Origin of the sequence: Streptomyces sp. NPDC093795 (genome assembly GCF_044764665.1) — a bacterium.
Lineage (GTDB): Bacteria > Actinomycetota > Actinomycetes > Streptomycetales > Streptomycetaceae > Streptomyces.
Genome location: NZ_JBIWIO010000005.1, coordinates 290,089 through 307,449, shown reverse-complemented (window position 1 = coordinate 307,449; position 17,361 = coordinate 290,089). Strand labels below are relative to the sequence as shown.

Genomic DNA, 17,361 nt, shown 5'->3' with positions numbered 1-17,361 from the left:
CCCGTAACACGACTGCGGTCCAATACCCGCGGACCGGAAGGTTCCAGTCGACCGCGGGGCAGGTGCGTGACGCATGACGGTGTATCAACTCCCGACGGAGCAGGCGGTGTTCGCGCGCTGGCTGGCCGAGCTCGCGGGCCGCATCCCGCCGGGCGGAGGCTGGTACGGGGTCTTCGCCGAACGCGACCCCGACGGGCTGCGCGCCTGCTTCGACGGGACGGAGATCCTGCCCTGGGACGTCGTCGAGTCCCTGCTCCAGGACGCCGGGGAACCGGCCGAAGGGCCGCTCGCCCTCCGGGGCAGGACGCTGTACGCCGCGGCCACCGGCGCCCATGACCGCCGCCACGGCGGAGCGGAGGCGCTCATCGAGCGCCGGGAACTCATGGAACGCGAACGCCGGTACGCCGAAGCCCGCGCCCGAGAGCTGGGCGACCGGCTCCGAGCGACCCCGGCCCCGCCGCCGGAGGAGACCGTCCGCCTGGAACACGACCTCGCCTGGACGAGAGACGACCACGCGAGAGCGACCTCCCGCCTCACGGACCTGACGAGCCGCCTGCGACGCCTGGAACAGCACGACGGGACGACGGCGGGGCCGGAGCCCGCTCGTGCCCCGGCGCCCGCGCCGGCTTGGGCTCCGCCGCCCGCACCCGCACCCGACCCCGTCCCCCCGAAAGCCAAGCGGCGGCCGCGGGGTGCGCGGTACGCGTGGCTGGAGGGTGGGGACGAGGGGCAGGGGCCGGTGGTCGCGCCCGTACCCGCGTCCGTGCCGTCGGCCGGGGGAGCGGCGCCCCGGGGGGCCCGGTTCGGGGTCGCCGCGGCGCCCGACCGGGAGCCCGGCGCGGTTCCGGACCCGGACGCGGCCGCCGAGGCCGCCCGCGCCGCGGCCAACGCGGTCTACGCCCTTCAGCGGCTCCGCGCCCAGGGCCGTAGCGGCGATGCCCACGCCCTGCTCTGCGAGGCGCTCAACGGACCGCCCGACCGGCTGCCCGCCCTCGCCGGCGAGCTCCACCGGGCGGGGCTCGGTGCCGACTGGTCGATCCTGCTCTGGGAGGCCGCCTCGTTGCCGCCGGGCCATCTCGCCGCCGTGGCCGGAGCGCTCGCCGACGCGGGCCGGGCGGCCGACTGCGAACAGCTCCTGCGCCAAGGCGTGGCACGGCCGGTCGAGGAGCTCGCGGGCGCGTGCGACGCCCTGCGGGCCGAGGGGCACCACCGTGAGGCCCACGCGCTGCTCACCGCCTTCGTCCGGGTCCGCGCACCCGAGGACGCGGCCCGGCTCGCGAGCGAGGACCCGCGCGGGCTCGTCCCACTGCTGCTCGACGCCGCCCGCGCGGTGTCGGCGGCCCGCGAGCGCGACCTGCTCCACGCCCTGCGCGTGGCGGGCCTCGCCGGCGGCTGACCCGGGGGATGGGGGACGAGTCACCGCACGTGTCAGTCCTTGCCCGTACGTGTCGGTATGTGTCCGACGTGGACCACTCGGGTATGAAACATGATCGACCCGGCCGCTTCCCGGCGGCGGTCTTGCTCCGAGGTGTGACGGGGCTTACGTTCTCCTCCTACGCACCGCGTCTACGTGCGTAGAGGCTCTCTGACGCCGTGCCGAAGGAGCAGCTCATGACCGACGTCGTACGCGCCGCGCTCGTCCAGGCGACCTGGACCGGCGACACCGAATCCATGATCGCCAAACACGAGGAGCACGCCCGGGAGGCGGCCCGCCAGGGCGCCAAGGTGATCGGTTTCCAGGAGGTGTTCAACGCCCCCTACTTCTGCCAGGTCCAGGAGCCCGAGCACTACCGCTGGGCCGAGCCCGTCCCCGACGGCCCGACCGTGAGCCGGATGCGGGACCTCGCCCGGGAGACCGGCATGGTGATCGTGGTGCCGGTCTTCGAGATCGAGGGCGAGGGCTTCTACTACAACACCGCCGCCGTGATCGACGCCGACGGCACCTACCTCGGCAAGTACCGCAAGCACCACATCCCCCAGGTCAAGGGCTTCTGGGAGAAGTACTACTTCCGCCCGGGCAACGTCGGCTGGCCGGTCTTCGACACCGCCGTCGGCAGGGTCGGCGTCTACATCTGCTACGACCGCCACTTCCCGGAGGGCTGGCGCCAACTCGGCCTCAACGGAGCCCAGCTGGTCTACAACCCCTCCGCCACCCACCGCGGCCTCTCCTCCCACCTCTGGCAGCTGGAACAGCCCGCGGCCGCCGTCGCCAACGAGTACTTCGTCGCCGCCATCAACCGCGTCGGCGTCGAGGAGTACGGCGACAACGACTTCTACGGCACCAGCTACTTCGTCGACCCGCGCGGCCGCTTCGTCGGTGACGTCGCCTCCGACAAGGCCGAGGAACTCGTCGTCAGGGACCTGGACTTCGGCCTCATCGAGCAGGTGCGCCAGCAGTGGGCGTTCTACCGGGACCGCCGCCCCGACGCGTACGACGGGCTGGTGCAGCCGTGAGCAGCCTCCACGACCGCCACCGCGCCGTCGCCCCCGACTGGCTCGCCCTCTACTACAAGGACCCCCTCGAGATCACCCACGGCGAGGGCCGGCACGTCTGGGACGCCGAGGGGCGCAGATACCTCGACTTCTTCGGCGGCATCCTCACCACCATGACCGCCCACGCCCTGCCCGAGGTCACCAAGGCCGTCGCCGAGCAGGCCGGACGGATCATCCACTCCTCCACGCTCTACCTCAACCGTCCGATGGTGGAGCTCGCCGAGCGGATCGCCGCCCTCTCCGGCATCCCCGACGCCCGCGTCTTCTTCACCACCTCCGGCACCGAGGCCAACGACACGGCGCTCCTCCTCGCCACCGCGTACCGCGGCTCGAACCAGATCCTGGCCATGCGGAACAGCTACCACGGCCGCTCCTTCTCCACCGTGGGCATCACCGGCAACCGTGCCTGGTCGCCGACCGGCCTCTCCCCGCTCCAGACCCTGTACGTGCACGGCGGCGTCCGTACCCGCGGCCCGTTCGCCCAGTACACCGACGAGCGGTTCACCGAGGCCTGCGTCGCCGACCTCGAAGACCTCCTCGGCCACACCCGCGACGTCGCCGCCCTCATCGCCGAACCCGTCCAGGGCGTCGGCGGCTTCACCTCGCCACCCGACGGTCTGTACGCCGCCTTCCGCCGCGTCCTCGACCGGCACGGCATCCTGTGGATCTCCGACGAGGTGCAGACCGGCTGGGGCCGGACCGGTGACCACTTCTGGGGCTGGCAGGCCCACGGCCAGGCCGGACCACCCGACATCCTCACCTTCGCCAAGGGCATCGGCAACGGCATGTCCGTCGGCGGGGTCGTCGCCCGCGCCGAGATCATGAACTGCCTCGACGCCAACTCCATCTCCACCTTCGGCGGTTCACCCGTCACCATGGCCGCAGGCCTCGCCAACCTCTCGTACCTCCTGGAGCACGACCTCCAGGGCAACGCGCGCCGCGTCGGTGGCCTCCTCATCGAACGCGTCAGGGCCGCCTGCGCCGGAGTCCCGGCAGTACGGGAGGTCCGCGGCCGGGGACTCATGATCGGCATCGAACTCACCGAACCGGGCACCGACCGGGCCGATCCCGACGCGGCCGCCGCCGTCCTGGAGTCCGCCCGTGAGAGCGGCCTGCTGATCGGCAAGGGCGGCGGCCACAACACCAGCACGCTGCGCATCGCCCCGCCGCTCTCGCTCACCGTGACCGAGGCCGAAGAAGGCGCGGAGATCCTCGAACAGGCCTTCAGGGCCCTGTAGTTCCGGCTCCTCGAGCAGGGGCCCTGTGGTTCCCGCTCCTCAAGCAGGGAGAGTCCCGTGAGCAGCACCCGTACCCTCATCCGGGGCGGCCTCGTCGTCACCGCCGCCGACGAAGTCCACGCCGACGTGCTGATCGAGGACGGCCGTGTGGTCGCCCTCGCGGCCCACGGCTCGGACGTGGCGGCCGGCTGGACCGCCGCCCGTACCCTCGACGCCACCGACCGCTACGTGCTGCCCGGCGGCGTCGACGCCCACACCCACATGGAACTGCCCTTCGGCGGCACCTTCGCCTCCGACACCTTCGAGACCGGCACCCGCGCCGCCGCCTGGGGCGGCACCACCACCATCGTCGACTTCGCCGTCCAGACCGTCGGCCAGGGTCTGCGCGAAGGACTCGACGCCTGGTACGCCAAGGCCGACGGCAACTGCTCGATCGACTACGCCTTCCACATGATCCTCTCCGACGTCAACGAGCACACGCTCAAGGAGATGGACTGGCTCGTCCAGGAGGGCATCACCTCCTTCAAACTCTTCATGGCCTACCCGGGCGTCTTCTACAGCGACGACGGCCGTATCCTGCGGGCCATGCAGCGCTCCGCCGACAACGGCGGGCTGATCATGATGCACGCCGAGAACGGCATCGCGATCGACGTCCTCGTCGAACAGGCCCTGGCCCGCGGCGAGACCGACCCCCGCTACCACGGGGAGGTCCGCAAGGCCCTCCTGGAGGCGGAGGCGACCCACCGGGCCATCCAGCTGGCCCGGGTGGCCGGCGCACCGCTGTACGTCGTGCACGTCTCGGCGGAGGAGGCCGTCGCCGAGATCACCACCGCCCGCGACAAGGGACTCCCCGTCTTCGGCGAGACCTGCCCCCAGTACCTCTTCCTCTCCACCGACAACCTCGCGGAGCCGGGCTTCGAGGGCGCGAAGTACGTGTGCAGCACCCCGCTGCGGCCCAGGGAGCACCAGGCGGCGCTCTGGCGCGGGCTGCGCACCAACGACCTCCAGGTGGTCTCGACCGACCACTGCCCCTTCTGCTTCACGGGCCAGAAGGACCTCGGCCGCGGCGACTTCTCCAAGATCCCCAACGGCCTCCCGGGCGTGGAGAACCGTATGGACCTCCTCCACCAGGCGGTCGTCGACGGGCGTATCTCGCGGCGCCGCTGGATCGAGATCGCCTGCGCGACCCCGGCCAGGATGTTCGGTCTCTACCCGCAGAAGGGGACGATCGCCCCCGGCGCCGACGCCGACATCGTCCTCTACGACCCGCACGCCTCCCAGACCCTGTCGGCGTCCACCCACCACATGAACGTGGACTACTCCGCGTACGAGGGGAGGACGGTCACCGGCCGGGTCGAGACGGTGCTCTCGCGCGGCGAACTCGTCATCGACCGGCGGGAGTACGTGGGTCACGCCGGCCACGGCACGTTCGTGCCGCGCTCCACCTGCCAGTACCTGGACTGAACCACCTGACCGTACCGAACGAACCAGGAGGTCCCGCGTGGACTTCGGACTCGTCCTGCAGACCGACCCGCCCGCCTCGCAGGTCGTCGGACTGATGCGCCGGGCGGAGCGCAACGGCTTCCGCTACGGCTGGACCTTCGACTCCGCCGTGCTGTGGCAGGAACCCTTCGTCATCTACAGCCAGATCCTGGAACACACCACGAAGCTCCACGTCGGCCCGATGGTGACGAACCCCGGCACCCGCACCTGGGAGGTCACCGCCTCCACGTTCGCCACCCTGAACGACATGTTCGGCAACCGCACGGTCTGCGGCATCGGCCGCGGCGACTCCGCGATGCGCGTCGCGGGCCGCAGGCCGAACACGCTGGCCCGCCTGGGCGAGGCCATCGACGTCATCCGCGACCTCGCGGAGGGGCGGGAAGCGCTGGTGGACGGCAACCCGATCCGCATCCCGTGGATCAAGGACGGGAAGCTGCCGGTGTGGATGGCGGCGTACGGGCCCAAGGCCCTCGCCCTGGCGGGCCAGAAGGCGGACGGCTTCATCCTCCAGCTCGCCGACCCGTTCCTGACGGAGTGGATGGTGAAGGCGGTCCGCCAGGCCGCCGTCGACGCGGGACGCGACCCGTCGGCGATCACCGTCTGCGTCGCCGCGCCCGCCTACGTGAGCGACGACGTGGCGCACGCCCGGGACCAGTGCCGCTGGTTCGGCGGCATGGTCGGCAACCACGTCGCCGACCTGGTCGCCAAGTACGGCGAGCACTCGTCGATGGTCCCCGAGGAGCTGACGGCCTACATCAAGGACCGTCAAGGCTATGACTACTCCCACCACGGCCGCGCCGACAACCCCGACACCGCCTTCGTCCCCGACGAGATCGTCGACCGCTTCTGCCTCCTCGGCCCCGCCGGCGCCCACATCGACAAGCTCCGCCACCTCAAGTCCCTGGGCGTCGACCAGTTCGCCCTCTACAACATGCACGACAACCGCGAGGGCACCATCGACGCGTACGGGGCGGAGGTCATCCCGGCACTCCGCCGAGAGCACCCGTGAAACGCCTCAGGCCGGCGCGTCCTGGGGACGGGCCGGCCTGAGGGATCGGGTGGGGCTACAGCTCGACGCTCGGGTTGTCCCCCGGGAACTCCGAGGGCAGCCCGTCGGGTTCTACGGCGCCGGCCGCGAGGCCGGTGAGGTAGTCCGTGAGGGTGCCGTCATACGTGGCCCAGTAGCCGTTGGTGGTCTCGACGACGACGGTCCAGGCGTCGGGATCCTCGGCGACGGTGTGCCAGTAGAAGGTGTCGCCTTCGGCCGAGTCCCCCCACGGGATCAATCCGCCGGCCGCCGGATACGGAACGTATCCCTCGGTCATGTCGTCGTCGGACAGACTCGCGAGGGCGCGCAGGGACTCCCTCACTCCGTCGGCGAACTCCGCTTCCCGTCCCGGATCGGGGAGGTGCACGCTCAGGAAGTCGGAGAGCGAGAACGCCGGATAGGCCTCGGCGAGTTCCACGAAATCTCCGGGCAGCGTCGTTCCCAGGTCGCCGCAGAGCTCATCCCATGCGATCCGCCTCGGCTCCCTCGCCCTGAGGGGACTCAGATTCGGAATGGCTCGTTCGAGATCGTCGAGGTTCAACAGGTCACCTGCGGGGTCGGTATGTTGGCTATTTTCACGGAGAAGAGTCGGCCCTTCTGCGTGAACGCGTCCATGTTGATCGCCGTGGGGATCTCTCTCCGCCCGTTCCCGTACTCCAGTTTACCGAAGTAGAGGACCGGGTTTCCCCCGCCGTTGGTCTTGTCGAGAACCGTCGCCATCCGGTTCTCGCACTTCCTCATGTCCGGAGTGTTCATCTGCGTATGACCGGTGAAGATGTTCTCCTTGATCCAGTCCCCGTGGAACCTGTCGCCGAGGATGTGCGACCTGTTGTAGCGGTACTTCTTGGTGCCCGGAATCTTCTCGGACTTCCAGCCCGGCGGTTCCCAGGTCCCCTTCCGGTTGCCCCGGTCCTTCTTCTTGAGGTCGTCCGGGCAGATGAGAGCGGCGACACCCGTGGGCGCGTCGTCGACGAGCGGCATGTAGCGGAAGCGCTCGGACCTGTCACGGTCGCAAGGATTCTTGCCTCCGTTGGGCGCGCTCACCTGGGCATCGGGGCTGTTGTACATCGCGGCGGCTTCCGCGGGGGTGAACCCGAAGGTCTGCATCATCTCCTGGAAGTCTTCCTTGGAGAATTGCTTCATGTAGCCGACGTCGATCTTCCACTGGCTGTCGCCGGTGCCCCAGTCGAACTCCGGACGCCGAGCGGGGGCCGGGTTGTTGGGGTTCTGGTTGATGACCTTCAGGGTGTTGACGAGCGAGCTGCTCCCCCCGCTGCCACCGCCGTGACCGCCACCACCGCCGTGGCCGAGACCGCCGGGACCGCCGTTGCCGCGGCCCCGTGACCCGCTGGCGGCCGTGCCGATCTCGCCGCGGGTCGGGGTCCGGTAGTCGCCGCGCGATCCCCTGCCCCCGCAGTCGGTGTGGTACCAGTACTTGTCGCAGTTCCGGTAGCCCCGGAAGGGCGAGGTGTTGGTGGAGGAACCCGGGCTGCTCGAACTCCTGGAGGAGGAGTAGTACTCCTCCTGCCCCTTGGACCTGTTGTACCTGGTCTCCAGCTTCAGGTAGCGGGCGAGCTGGGAACGCATCGAATCGGCGGTCTGGGTCGGCCTCGGCGGCGACCAGGTGCGGTACGGGATCATGGTGCCCATCGAGCCGCTGCCGCCTCCCATCTCGACCCGGTGACCGGACGGGTCGATCCCGTTCATCGGGCTCGCGTTGGCGTACGTGTAGCGGTTGGCCTGCACCGACGGGTCCGGGTGGAGCTGCCACGTGTCGCGGCCGGTGAAGCCGCCGGTGCCGGGCTGGTACCAGCGCGCGGCCATGTTGACCTCGCCCGTGGACGAGTCCGTCCAGCCGGATTGGTAGCCGACCGACGGGGCGGTGCCGCTGCTCGCGGTCACCTTGCCGGAGGCGTCGTACGCGCGGGACGAGGTGACCGACGTGCCGTCCGCGGACAGGCTGGCGACCAGGTCCGTGTGGCCGTCGGTGACGGCGAGCCGGGACGAGTCCGCGGTCCCGGTGGTGGCGCTGGCGAGCAGCGGTCCGTCGGGGGTGCGGCTGTAGGTGGACGTCCCGTCCTTGACCAGGTTGTTGGAGCCGCCGTCGTAGCTGAAGTCGCTTCCGTTGTGGGTCATGATCCGGTCGAGCGAGTCGTACGTGAAGGTGCTCGTGCCGTTGTTGACCGTACGCTCGAAGGCATCCGAACTGATCGTGCGGGCAGGGCCGTTGGAGTCGGTGACGGCCTTGACCGTGCCGCGCGCGGAGTAGTCGAAGGTCTGCGTGCCCCAGCTCTGGAGGCGGTTGCGGGAGTCGTACGTGCCGGAGATGTCCCCCTTCTTGGTCAGGTTGCCGGCCTTGTCCCATTCGTAGGCGGTGGTGGTGCTCCCGCTGGTCTCGGAGGTCATGCGGCCGGCGAGGTCGTAGGCGTACGTCCGCGCGCCCGCCCCGGCGATGCCGGTCGTGGTCTTCTTGACCAGCCGGTCGGCGAGGTCGTACTCGTAGGCGAGGCCCTGGACTCCGGTGCCCGTGCCGGTCTGCCTGACGCTGTCGTCCGCGAGCCGGCCCAGAGCGTCGTACGTGTACGAGCGCCTCGAACCGATCGTGTACGTGCCGCCGGCCGCGGGGCGTGCGTACTCGTCGACGGTCGGTCGCCCGGCCGCGTCGTAGTCGTTGCGCACCTGGGTGCCGGTGAGGGGGTCGGTCGTGGTGTCGAGGCGTCCGGCCAGGTCGTAGGTGAAGGCCGTCGTGCCCGCCGCGTCCGTACGGGAGGTCAGCTGACCGTCCGCGTCGTACACGTACCCGGACCGGCCGCCCGGGCCCTCGCTGGAGAGCAGTTGGCCGCGGTCGTTGTAGGTGTACGTGTTGCCCGCGAGGACTCCGTCACCGCCGACGCCGGTCAGACGGCCGGCGAGGTCGTAGGAGAGCGAGCGCGGGCGGGTGGCCACGGCGGTGCCGGAGCCGGTCTCGGCCGTGAGCCGGTCCAGCGCGTCGTACGTCTTCTGCCGCTTGACGTTGCCCGGGAGCAGTTCGGTGACGAGCCGGCCGCCCGCGTCGTAGACGTTCGTCCAGGTGCGGTTGTTCAGGGCCGGGTGCAGCGTGGTGCTGGGTTCGATGGTGGATTCCTGGAGGCCCCACGCGTTGAAGGTGTAGTACGTGGCCTTTCCACGGCCGTCGGTCAGCCGGGTGCGGTTGCCCGCCGCGTCGTGGCCGAAGGTCGTCGTGATGGAGTCGCTGCCCGTGACCGGTTCGACCTGCTTGGTCATCCGGCCGAGGGCGTCGTAGGTGTAGGTACGTCGGGCGCCGGTCGCGGAGACCGATGCAGTGACGTTTCCGTCGTTGTCGTACTCGGACGAGACCGTCCGCAGGACCGTCGTTCCGGTTCCGTAGTCCGACACGGTCGTCGGCTTGCCGAGGACGTCGTACGCCGTGACCGTCCTGCGGCCGGTCGCGTCCTTGCTCTCGGTCTGACGTCCGAGACCGTCGTAGGCGGCACGGGTGATGCCACCCATCGGGTCCGTGGCGGTCAGCACCTCACCGGCGGTGCTGTAGGTCGCCGTGGTGCGGCGGCCGCCGGGCGTGGTGGACCCGGTCTGGTTGCCCGCGTCGTCCCAGGTGTAGCGGGTGACGAGGTTCTGGAGCGTGGGCCTGCGTTCGACCGTCGTGTCGGTGAGCCTGCGGCCCAGTTCGTCGTAGGTGGACTCGGTACGGGCCCCGGTCGGGTCGGTCGCGGAGAGCGGAAGACCGGTGGGGGTCCAGGTGTAGGTGGAGACACCGCCGCCGGACAGGTCCGTGGAGGTGCCGCTGAACGTGGTGGCGCCCGGAGCCTGGAGGCCCTGTCCGCCGCCGAGAGCCGGGTCCGTCCTGCGGACCAGGTGGCCCAGCTGGTCGTACGCGAAGTACGTCGCACGTCCGAGCGGGTCGGTGGTGGAGGCGGGGTTGCCGAGCTTGTCGTACGTCATGCGTGTCACGGCCGTGATCGGCGTCGTGGTGCCAGGGGCCGTGTAGCCGGGCAGCGTGACCGCCGTCGGGCGGCCCGACGTGTCGGTCTCCGTACGGGTCACCAGGCCCCGGGCGTCACGCGCCTCCGTGATCTCGCCGAAGGTGTTGAAGCCGACGAGGGACGTCGGGGTGACGGCCGCGGCCGCGCCGCCGTTCTCCTCCGCCTGCACCTGCGGAGCCGTGGTCTCGACCAGCCGGCCGAGGACGTCGTAGCGGTGGGTGGAGGTGTTGCCCCGCGGGCTGACCTCCGTGACCGGCATACCCCGTTGGTCGAAGGTGGCCGAGGACGTCCGGCTGCCGGTGCCGTCGGTGACCGTGGTCTTCTTCGGGTTGCCCGCCCCGTCGTACTCGGTGGACGAGGTCAGCTTCTTCCCGGCCGCGTCGATGGACCGGCTCTCCTCGGTGACCTGGTCGTCGCCGTTGTAGGCGAAGGTGGTCACCCGGTTGAGGCCGTTCGGGTCGAAGACCGAGCGGGTGACCCGTCCGGTGGCGTCGACCGTGTGGACCGTGGTGCGGCTGCCGCTCACGGTCCGGGTGACCGCGTTACCGGCGCCGTCGTACACCGTCGAGTCGAGGAGGATGTCCTTCTTGGAGCCGTTCGCCTGGGTGACCTGCTTCGCCGTCGCCGTGGCCTGGAGGCCGTCGTCGTAGTACGTGAAGGCGGTCGTCGCGCCCATCGCGTCCGTCGTCGAGGCCAGCCGGCCCGCCGGGTCGTACGCGTGGGAGACCAGGACCAGGTCACGGGTCTGGCCGGACGGGTCGCCCGTCCAGTCCTTCAGCACCGACTCGGCCGGCTGCCCGCGCTTGGTGAACGCGTGCGTGACGACGGTGCCCGCGGCGTCCGTCTCGCGGACCACCCGGCCCAGCGCGTCGTGTCCGAAGACCGTCTCGTTGCCCGCCGGGTCAGTGGTGCTCTCGGCCAGGCCGAGGGCGTTGTAGCGGTAGGTGGTGGTGCGGGTGGCGTCGCCGCCGGTGGTGTCCTCCGCGGACTCGGTGAGCAGGCGCCCGTCCGCGTCGTAGGTGCGGGAGATCCTCGCGGTGTGCGTGACTCCGGTGATCTCGTTCCTGACGCCGGGGCCCGACTCCGACGAGACGCGTGACATCGCGTTGTACGTGTACGAGGTCGTCGCGCCGCCCGGGGTGGCGTCGGAGACCTGGGTCTCGGTCAGCTTCCGGCCGATGCCGTCGTAGGTGTACGTCGTCACCAGACCGGAGGGCTCGGTGGTCCTGGCCAGGTCGCCGCTCGCGAAGTAGGCGTACGAGGTCGTGGCTCCGCCGGTGCTCTTCTTGGTGGCGACCAGGCCGGCCGGGGTGCTGCCTCCGGCGACCGCGGCCTCGGTGCCGTTGGTGTACGTGGTGGAGATGGTGCGGCCGTCCGCCAGCGTGATCGTGTCGGTCAGGCCGAGCGGCGTGTACGTCGTGGTCGTGCGGTAGCGGTTGTCGTCCGGGCCGGTGGAGCGGCCGTCGCGGGTGGAGAGCTGCCTTCCGTTGCGCGGATCCAGCGGGTCGGACGCGTTGTGGTGGTATTCCGCGAAGGAGGTCCAGCAGGAGTCGGCGTCCCGGCAGGTCGTGGTCGAGACGGTGTTGCCGCGCTCGTCGTGACCGGTGATGGTCGCGTGGCCGTTGGGGTCGGTGACCGTGTGCAGGAAGCCGCCGGTGTCGTACGCGTACGTGGTGACACCGCCGTCCGCGTCCGTCGAGGCGGTACGGCGCTGGCCCCGGACCGCGTCGAACGTGCTGGACGTGGTCGCGCCGGTGGGGTCGGTGACCGTGACCGTCGAGGTGAGCGAGGAGGACGCGGAGGTGACGCGCGCCGCGTACTGGTCGGCGACCTCGTCGGCGCTCAGGCCGCGGCGGTAGACCGCGACCTCGTCGAGCGCTCCGGTGAAGTAGCTGACGTGTGCCGGGGCGGCGGGCCAGCTCTTCGCGAAGCCCGCACCGATGTAGGTGCGGTTGCTGCTCTCGTGGTTGACGGGCGCACCGGACCGCGTCGCCACCTGGGCGCCGTCCAGATACAGCGTCTGGACATCACCCTTGACCGTGACGGCCGCGTGGTGCCACTGGTTGTCGGTCACCGTGCCGGGTGAGGCGTTCGAGGCGCCCGTCCCGGAGAAGTACTCGCCGTGGAGCTTGCCGTCGGTGCCGACGTAGAGGATCGGCGCCCAGTTGCCGGAGGGCTCGGTGGCACCCGCCATCGGCGCCGACTGGTTGGCGAGCATGACGCCGGCCTTGTCGGTGCGGAACCAGAGGCTCGCGGAGACATCCGCGCTGCCGATGCCGACGCCCGGGACCTCCGCGTAGCCGTCGCCGTCGAACCGCGCGGCCGTGCCGTCGCCGGTGTCGAAGGCGCCGGTGACGCCCAGGGTGGCCTTGGTGTAGGTGCCGGTGCCGTCGAGGGCGGCGACCCTGCTGTTGACCTTGGTGCCGGAGGTCTCGTCCAGGCGCCAGTAACCGGCCGGGTTCGCCGCGGTGACGACGCCCCTGTACTGGTCGCCCGTGCCGCTCATGGCCTTGTTGCGGGCCGTGAAGTGTTCCGTGACGTCCTGGGCGGTCAGTTCCTTCGCGTAGAACGCCGCCTCGTCGAGCCGGCCGTTGAAGTAGCGGGTCGCGCGCGGCTGCCCGTCCCAGGCTTCGCTGGAGTAGCCGGCGCCCAGGTAGGCGTGGTCCAGGGTCTCCGGCTTGACCGCACCGGACTTGGAACCGATCTTCGAGCCGTCGAGGTACAGCGACTGCCCGGTCGGGCCGCCGGTGATCACGACGTGGTGCCACCTGTTGTCGGTGACCTTGACGCCGCCCATGACCGGCCAGCCCGCGGACGGACCGTCCCACAGGTGGCCGCGCAGCTTGCCCTCACCGTCGACGAGCAGGCTCGCGTTCCACATCGTGGGGGTGCTGCCGATTTCCGCGTTCTGCAGACCGAGCAGGACACCGCTGGGCTTGTCCGTCTTGAACCACAGCTCCACGGAGAGCGAGGTGGCGGTGCTGATGGACTCCGCCGGTACGGAGATGACGCCCTTGGACCCGTCGAGGGTGACCGCGCCGTCGTCGCCGTCGAGGAAGGTGCCCACCCCACCGAGCGTGACGCCGTCGCGGTAGGAACCGTTGCCGCCGTCGGATATCTCGTCCGCCGCCGCCGCGCCGCTGCTGTCGCCCAGACGCCAGTAGTTGACCGGGCCCGCGGTGTGCACGGCGTCCGCGTAGACCTGGGAACCGGACGCGTAGCGCGGGGAGGAGACCTGCCAGGTGCCGCCGTTCTCGTCGGTGGCCTTGACGACGCGCTCGGTGCCGTTGTCGTACTCGGCCTTGCCGCCGACCCGGCCCGAGGGCAGGGTCACCCGGGACAGCTTCGACGCACCGCCGCGGGCCTGGTGATGGGCGCGGACGGAGCCGGCGTCGAGGGCGCGGTGGTAGACCGCGACCTCGTCCATCAGCCCCTGGTAGTGGCGCGTGCCGTAGGTGCCGGCGCCGTCCCAGGTGTGGTCGGTGAAGCCGCCGCCGAGGTACGTGTACGTCTTGACGGAGTGGCTGACGGGGCCTGCGAGGGTTCCGACGGCCTTGCCGTCGAGGTACAGCGTCTGGCCGGTGCCGGTGCTGGTGATCACGGCGTGGTGCCAGGCGTTGTCGGTGACGACGCCCGGGGAGCTCATCGGGACGAGACCCCCGTCAGCCTTCTCGAAGGCACCGCGCAGCTTGCCCGCAGAGTCGACGAACAGCACGGGGTTGTACACGTTGGGGTGGGTGGGACCCAGCGGGTCGTCCTGGAAGCCGACGAGAACCCCGTTCGGCTTGTCCGTCTTGAACCACAGCTCCACGGACAGCACGGTGGAGGCCGCGAGCGTCGACTCGGGCAGCTCCACGTAGGAGTTCGTGCCGTTGAAGGACGCCGCCTTGTTGTCCGTGCCCACCAGGGCTCCGGCGTGACCGAGGCCCACGTCGCGGTAGCGCCCGGCGTTCATGCCCGTGCGGGAGACGGCCTCGCTCCGCGCGGCCTCGCCCTCGGTCTCGCCGAGCCGCCAGTAGGCGACCGGGTTGGCGTCCTGCACCATGCTCCGGTACTGGGAGCCGGCGGTGTACGCGTACACCGTGCACGCGGTCGTGGACGACGGCGGGCAGACCTTCGTGAGCAGGTCGCCGGTGTAGGTGTAGGACCAGACGAGAGCCGGCGCGGACGGGCCGACGGCGTCCGTGGAGACGGACGCGACGTGCGCGCCGCTCCAGGTGAACGTCAGCGTCCGCCTGGACTGGACGTCGGTCGCCTTGGTGAGCCTGCCGCCCGTGTAGGTGAGCTGCTGCTCGCGGTCGTGGCCGTCCTTGACGTTGGTCAGCAGACCGGTCGCGTCGAAGGTGTACAGCGTGGCGCCGGCGTCGCGCAGCGTCCAGCCGCCGCCCGTGACGGCGGTCAGCACGCCCATCGAGCCGGACGGCGCGCTGTACGAGTTGTCGCTGTTCCTGCCGTAGCGGACCTGGTTGCCGGCCGCGAGGGTGATCACGACGCTGCCGTCGGGCTCGGACGTGGCCCGCATGTCCCAGCGGGTGGCCCAGCCGGCTCCGAAGGCGGTGGTCGTGCGCGGGTCCTGCGAGTTGTACGTGCGGGTGACCGCCAGCTCCGGGCCGACCGTGGGCACGGTGGCGTCCGTGGCGGCGGTGACGTAGTTGCCGGACCGCTCGCCGAAGCTGCGCCCGTTCTCGGCCCCTCCCAGGTGGGAGGTGATGACGGGCTGCGGTACCCACGTGGTCAGGATGGAGGGTGCGGTACGGGCCGACTGGTCCTTGCCGTCGTTGGCGTACGCGTACCAGGCATACGTCTTGGCCCAGCTCAGCCAGCCGGACGGCACGGTCCAGCTCTGTGAGGCGGCGTGCGTGTTGCCCCGGCAGTTCTTCCGGGTGTCCTTGCCCTCGACCTCGCACACCTCGAACTGATACGTCAGGCCGCTGGGGTACTTGTCGTGGTCGGACGCTGATGCCCACAGGACGGGGGTGAGGGAGTCGACGAGCGTTCCGCTCGGAGGGCTCGCCCCGGTGATGTAGGGCACGGCGTTGGCCGCTTCCACCCTCATGGCCGCGGCGGGCACGCCCTGCGAGGCGAAGGAGTTCACCCCGAACTCGTCCATCGTCCAGGCGATGGAGTAGGTGCCGGGTGCGAGCGGGGCGATCCTGGCGTCGAGCGTCACCGTGGCGCCCGGCGCGACATCGTGGGGCATGTCGGTCCAGCGGATCTTGCTCCAGTAGTCACCGCCGACCTGGTTGCCGTTGCCGTCGTACAGGTCGTAGCGCAGCTTGAAGTTGCTGCCCTTGGCCCAGGTCTGCTGACCCCGGTTGGTGACCGTGACCTTGAAGATGCCCTCGGAGGTCGCGGTGATGGGGGCGACGAAGTTGCCGAGCTGGTAGCTCGCGCCGTACTTCGTCCAGGACACGTCGAGGCTCGGGACACCGCCGGCGTAGTCGTCGGAGTGGAACTGCTTCCAGCTCTTCGAGTCGTCCGTGGCGGCCTTGACCGCGAGGCCGTAGTTCGGCGTGCGGCCGTGCGTCCAGTCGTCGACCAGCGCGCGGCCGGACGAGCCGAGGGGAATGGTCTCCCACGCGGGGGAGCAGGACCACGTCTCGGTCCCGGTGGGCCGCCAGCCGTGGGCGAAGCTCTTCGACCCGAGGGCCGGACCGGTCGAGGGACCGGGGTACACGGAGGTGCTTGCCTCCGACCAGTTCGAGGTGATCTGGTGCACGGTCACCGGGCGGGCCGTGCAGGAGCCCGACCAGGAGTTGTAGAGCGCCAGGTTGGCGCTGATGACCCAGGCGTTCTTCAGACTGCCCGTGTTGAGGCCGTCGAAGCGCAGGAAGCTCGCGGCCTTGTGGCCACCGCCGTCGTACGTGCCGACCTTGAGGACGTTGGCACTGGAGAAGTTGGTGTTGTACGGCGACTCGACGTACGTGCCCGAGGTCGCGCCCACGCCGTTCACGGACGGGTCGACCTTCACGGGGAAGACCCGCTCCGGGGCGGCGAGCCACTCCCGGTCGAGGGAGACGACGAGCGTCTGCCGTCCGGAGAGGTTCTCGAGACGGTAGGTGACCCCCGCGGAGATGACGCCCTCCGAGGCGTTCTCCTGGTGTCGGGAGTCCTCCATCCACCCGGCCGGCATGCGGGCCTGCTGCCGGCCCGCGGGGTCGGTGAAGACCACGCCGCCGTGACCGTCGAGCTGCGCGGTCAGGCCGTTCAGGGCAAGGGGGAAGCGCCACTCGGTAGGGGCCGAGCGGTCCTTGAGGACGAGTGTCTCCTTGACGGAGTTGCTGCCCGCGATGAGTTCCACGTCCGAGGCGGGGCGGACGTCGCGGTAGGTGATCACGCTTCCGGAGACCGTGCCGCGGCTGTGGGAGGCGCCTTCGATCGCGTATCCGAGCGATGCGGTCTCGGACACGGAGAGGCGCACGAGCGGCGCGGCATCGGCGTACTCGCCCAGGGCCATGGCGTCCTCGGTGGACCGGGGCTGCCATGCCGAGCCTGCGGGGGCCGAGGCAGGCGCCGGGTCGGAGCTCTTGGCCAGTCGGGTGTCGATGCCCGTCCACTTGCCGTCGTCTCCGCGGAAGTTGACGGGCTCGTTGTAGAAACGGGTCGTGAAGGTGCCGTCGGGGTTGGCGAAGGTGCGGCCGCGCTCGGTGCGCTGAGCGGGCACCTCGGTGCTGGCCTTCGGGACGAAGCCCTTCGGCGCCGCCACCTTGGGTGCCTGGACCTTCACGAACGGCGTCCTGGCCGGCGGCTTGGGTGCCTGGCCCAGGCGCGGCGGCGCGGTGCCGCCGCCGTCCGGCGGGAGCTCGCCCGGGGCCTTCAGCGCGCCGCTGCGTCCGCCTCCCGCCGCCGCGTCCGTGGCGTCGCCGGGGGCGCCGTGGCCCCGCCCGTGCGCCGATCCCCAGCCCTGTGCGGGCAATTCACCGGCTCCGTAGCCGGTCTGTGCGACGAACCCTCTGTCCATCGCGAATGCGGCCTGTTCTGTACCTGCCAGAACGGCCATGACAAATGCCACCAGGAGTACCAGTGGTCGCGCTGTGCGCACGGAAATCCCCCACATAGACGATCAGTGGGGTTGTCC

The 17,361-nt window shown here is 70.6% G+C and carries 7 protein-coding genes; 5 read left to right on the top strand and 2 right to left on the bottom strand.

Annotated elements, in window-relative coordinates; all coding sequences use genetic code 11:
- Nucleotides 1–73: 73 nt before the first annotated feature.
- The 5 genes from ACIRB7_RS16435 (at nt 74) to ACIRB7_RS16415 (ending at nt 6,243) form a co-directional block, all read left to right on the top strand.
- Nucleotides 74–1,396 carry a UL36 very large tegument protein gene (locus tag ACIRB7_RS16435; RefSeq protein WP_403598355.1) on the top strand — a complete coding sequence of 441 codons (1,323 nt, stop codon included), beginning with the start codon at nt 74–76 and terminating at the stop codon, nt 1,394–1,396.
- Nucleotides 1,397–1,611: 215 nt separating this feature from the next.
- A complete protein-coding gene (locus ACIRB7_RS16430; RefSeq protein ID WP_403598352.1) occupies nt 1,612–2,454 on the top strand; it encodes a nitrilase-related carbon-nitrogen hydrolase in 843 nt (280 codons plus the stop codon).
- Entirely contained in the window at nt 2,451–3,731 is a 1,281-nt protein-coding gene (locus ACIRB7_RS16425; protein WP_403598349.1) for an aspartate aminotransferase family protein, read from the top strand. The genes ACIRB7_RS16430 and ACIRB7_RS16425 overlap by 4 nt, the downstream gene beginning before the upstream one ends.
- Nucleotides 3,732–3,788: 57 nt before the next feature.
- Entirely contained in the window at nt 3,789–5,195 is a 1,407-nt protein-coding gene (hydA, locus tag ACIRB7_RS16420; protein ID WP_403598346.1) for a dihydropyrimidinase, read from the top strand.
- 37 nt (nt 5,196–5,232) lie between these two features.
- A complete protein-coding gene (locus ACIRB7_RS16415; protein ID WP_403598343.1) occupies nt 5,233–6,243 on the top strand; it encodes a TIGR03842 family LLM class F420-dependent oxidoreductase in 1,011 nt (336 codons plus the stop codon).
- 55 nt (nt 6,244–6,298) lie between these two features.
- On the opposite strand, the gene ACIRB7_RS16410 is transcribed toward ACIRB7_RS16415, so the two are convergent.
- Both ACIRB7_RS16410 and ACIRB7_RS16405 read right to left on the bottom strand, forming a co-directional pair.
- Nucleotides 6,299–6,700, bottom strand: a complete 402-nt coding sequence (locus tag ACIRB7_RS16410; RefSeq protein ID WP_403598341.1) for a hypothetical protein — start codon at nt 6,698–6,700, stop codon at nt 6,299–6,301.
- A 119-nt stretch (nt 6,701–6,819) separates the two neighbouring features.
- Nucleotides 6,820–17,244 carry a LamG-like jellyroll fold domain-containing protein gene (locus ACIRB7_RS16405; RefSeq protein ID WP_403598338.1) on the bottom strand — a complete coding sequence of 3,475 codons (10,425 nt, stop codon included), beginning with the start codon at nt 17,242–17,244 and terminating at the stop codon, nt 6,820–6,822.
- Nucleotides 17,245–17,361: the final 117 nt, after the last annotated feature.

Bases quoted from the DNA above. Each gene is read 5' to 3' on its own strand.
- ACIRB7_RS16430 (WP_403598352.1), top strand. From the start codon at position 1,612: ATGACCGACGTCGTACGCGCCGCGCTCGTCCAGGCGACCTGGACCGGC.
- ACIRB7_RS16435 (WP_403598355.1), top strand. From the start codon at position 74: ATGACGGTGTATCAACTCCCGACGGAGCAGGCGGTGTTCGCGCGCTGG.
- ACIRB7_RS16405 (WP_403598338.1), bottom strand. From the start codon at position 17,244: ATGGACAGAGGGTTCGTCGCACAGACCGGCTACGGAGCCGGTGAATTG.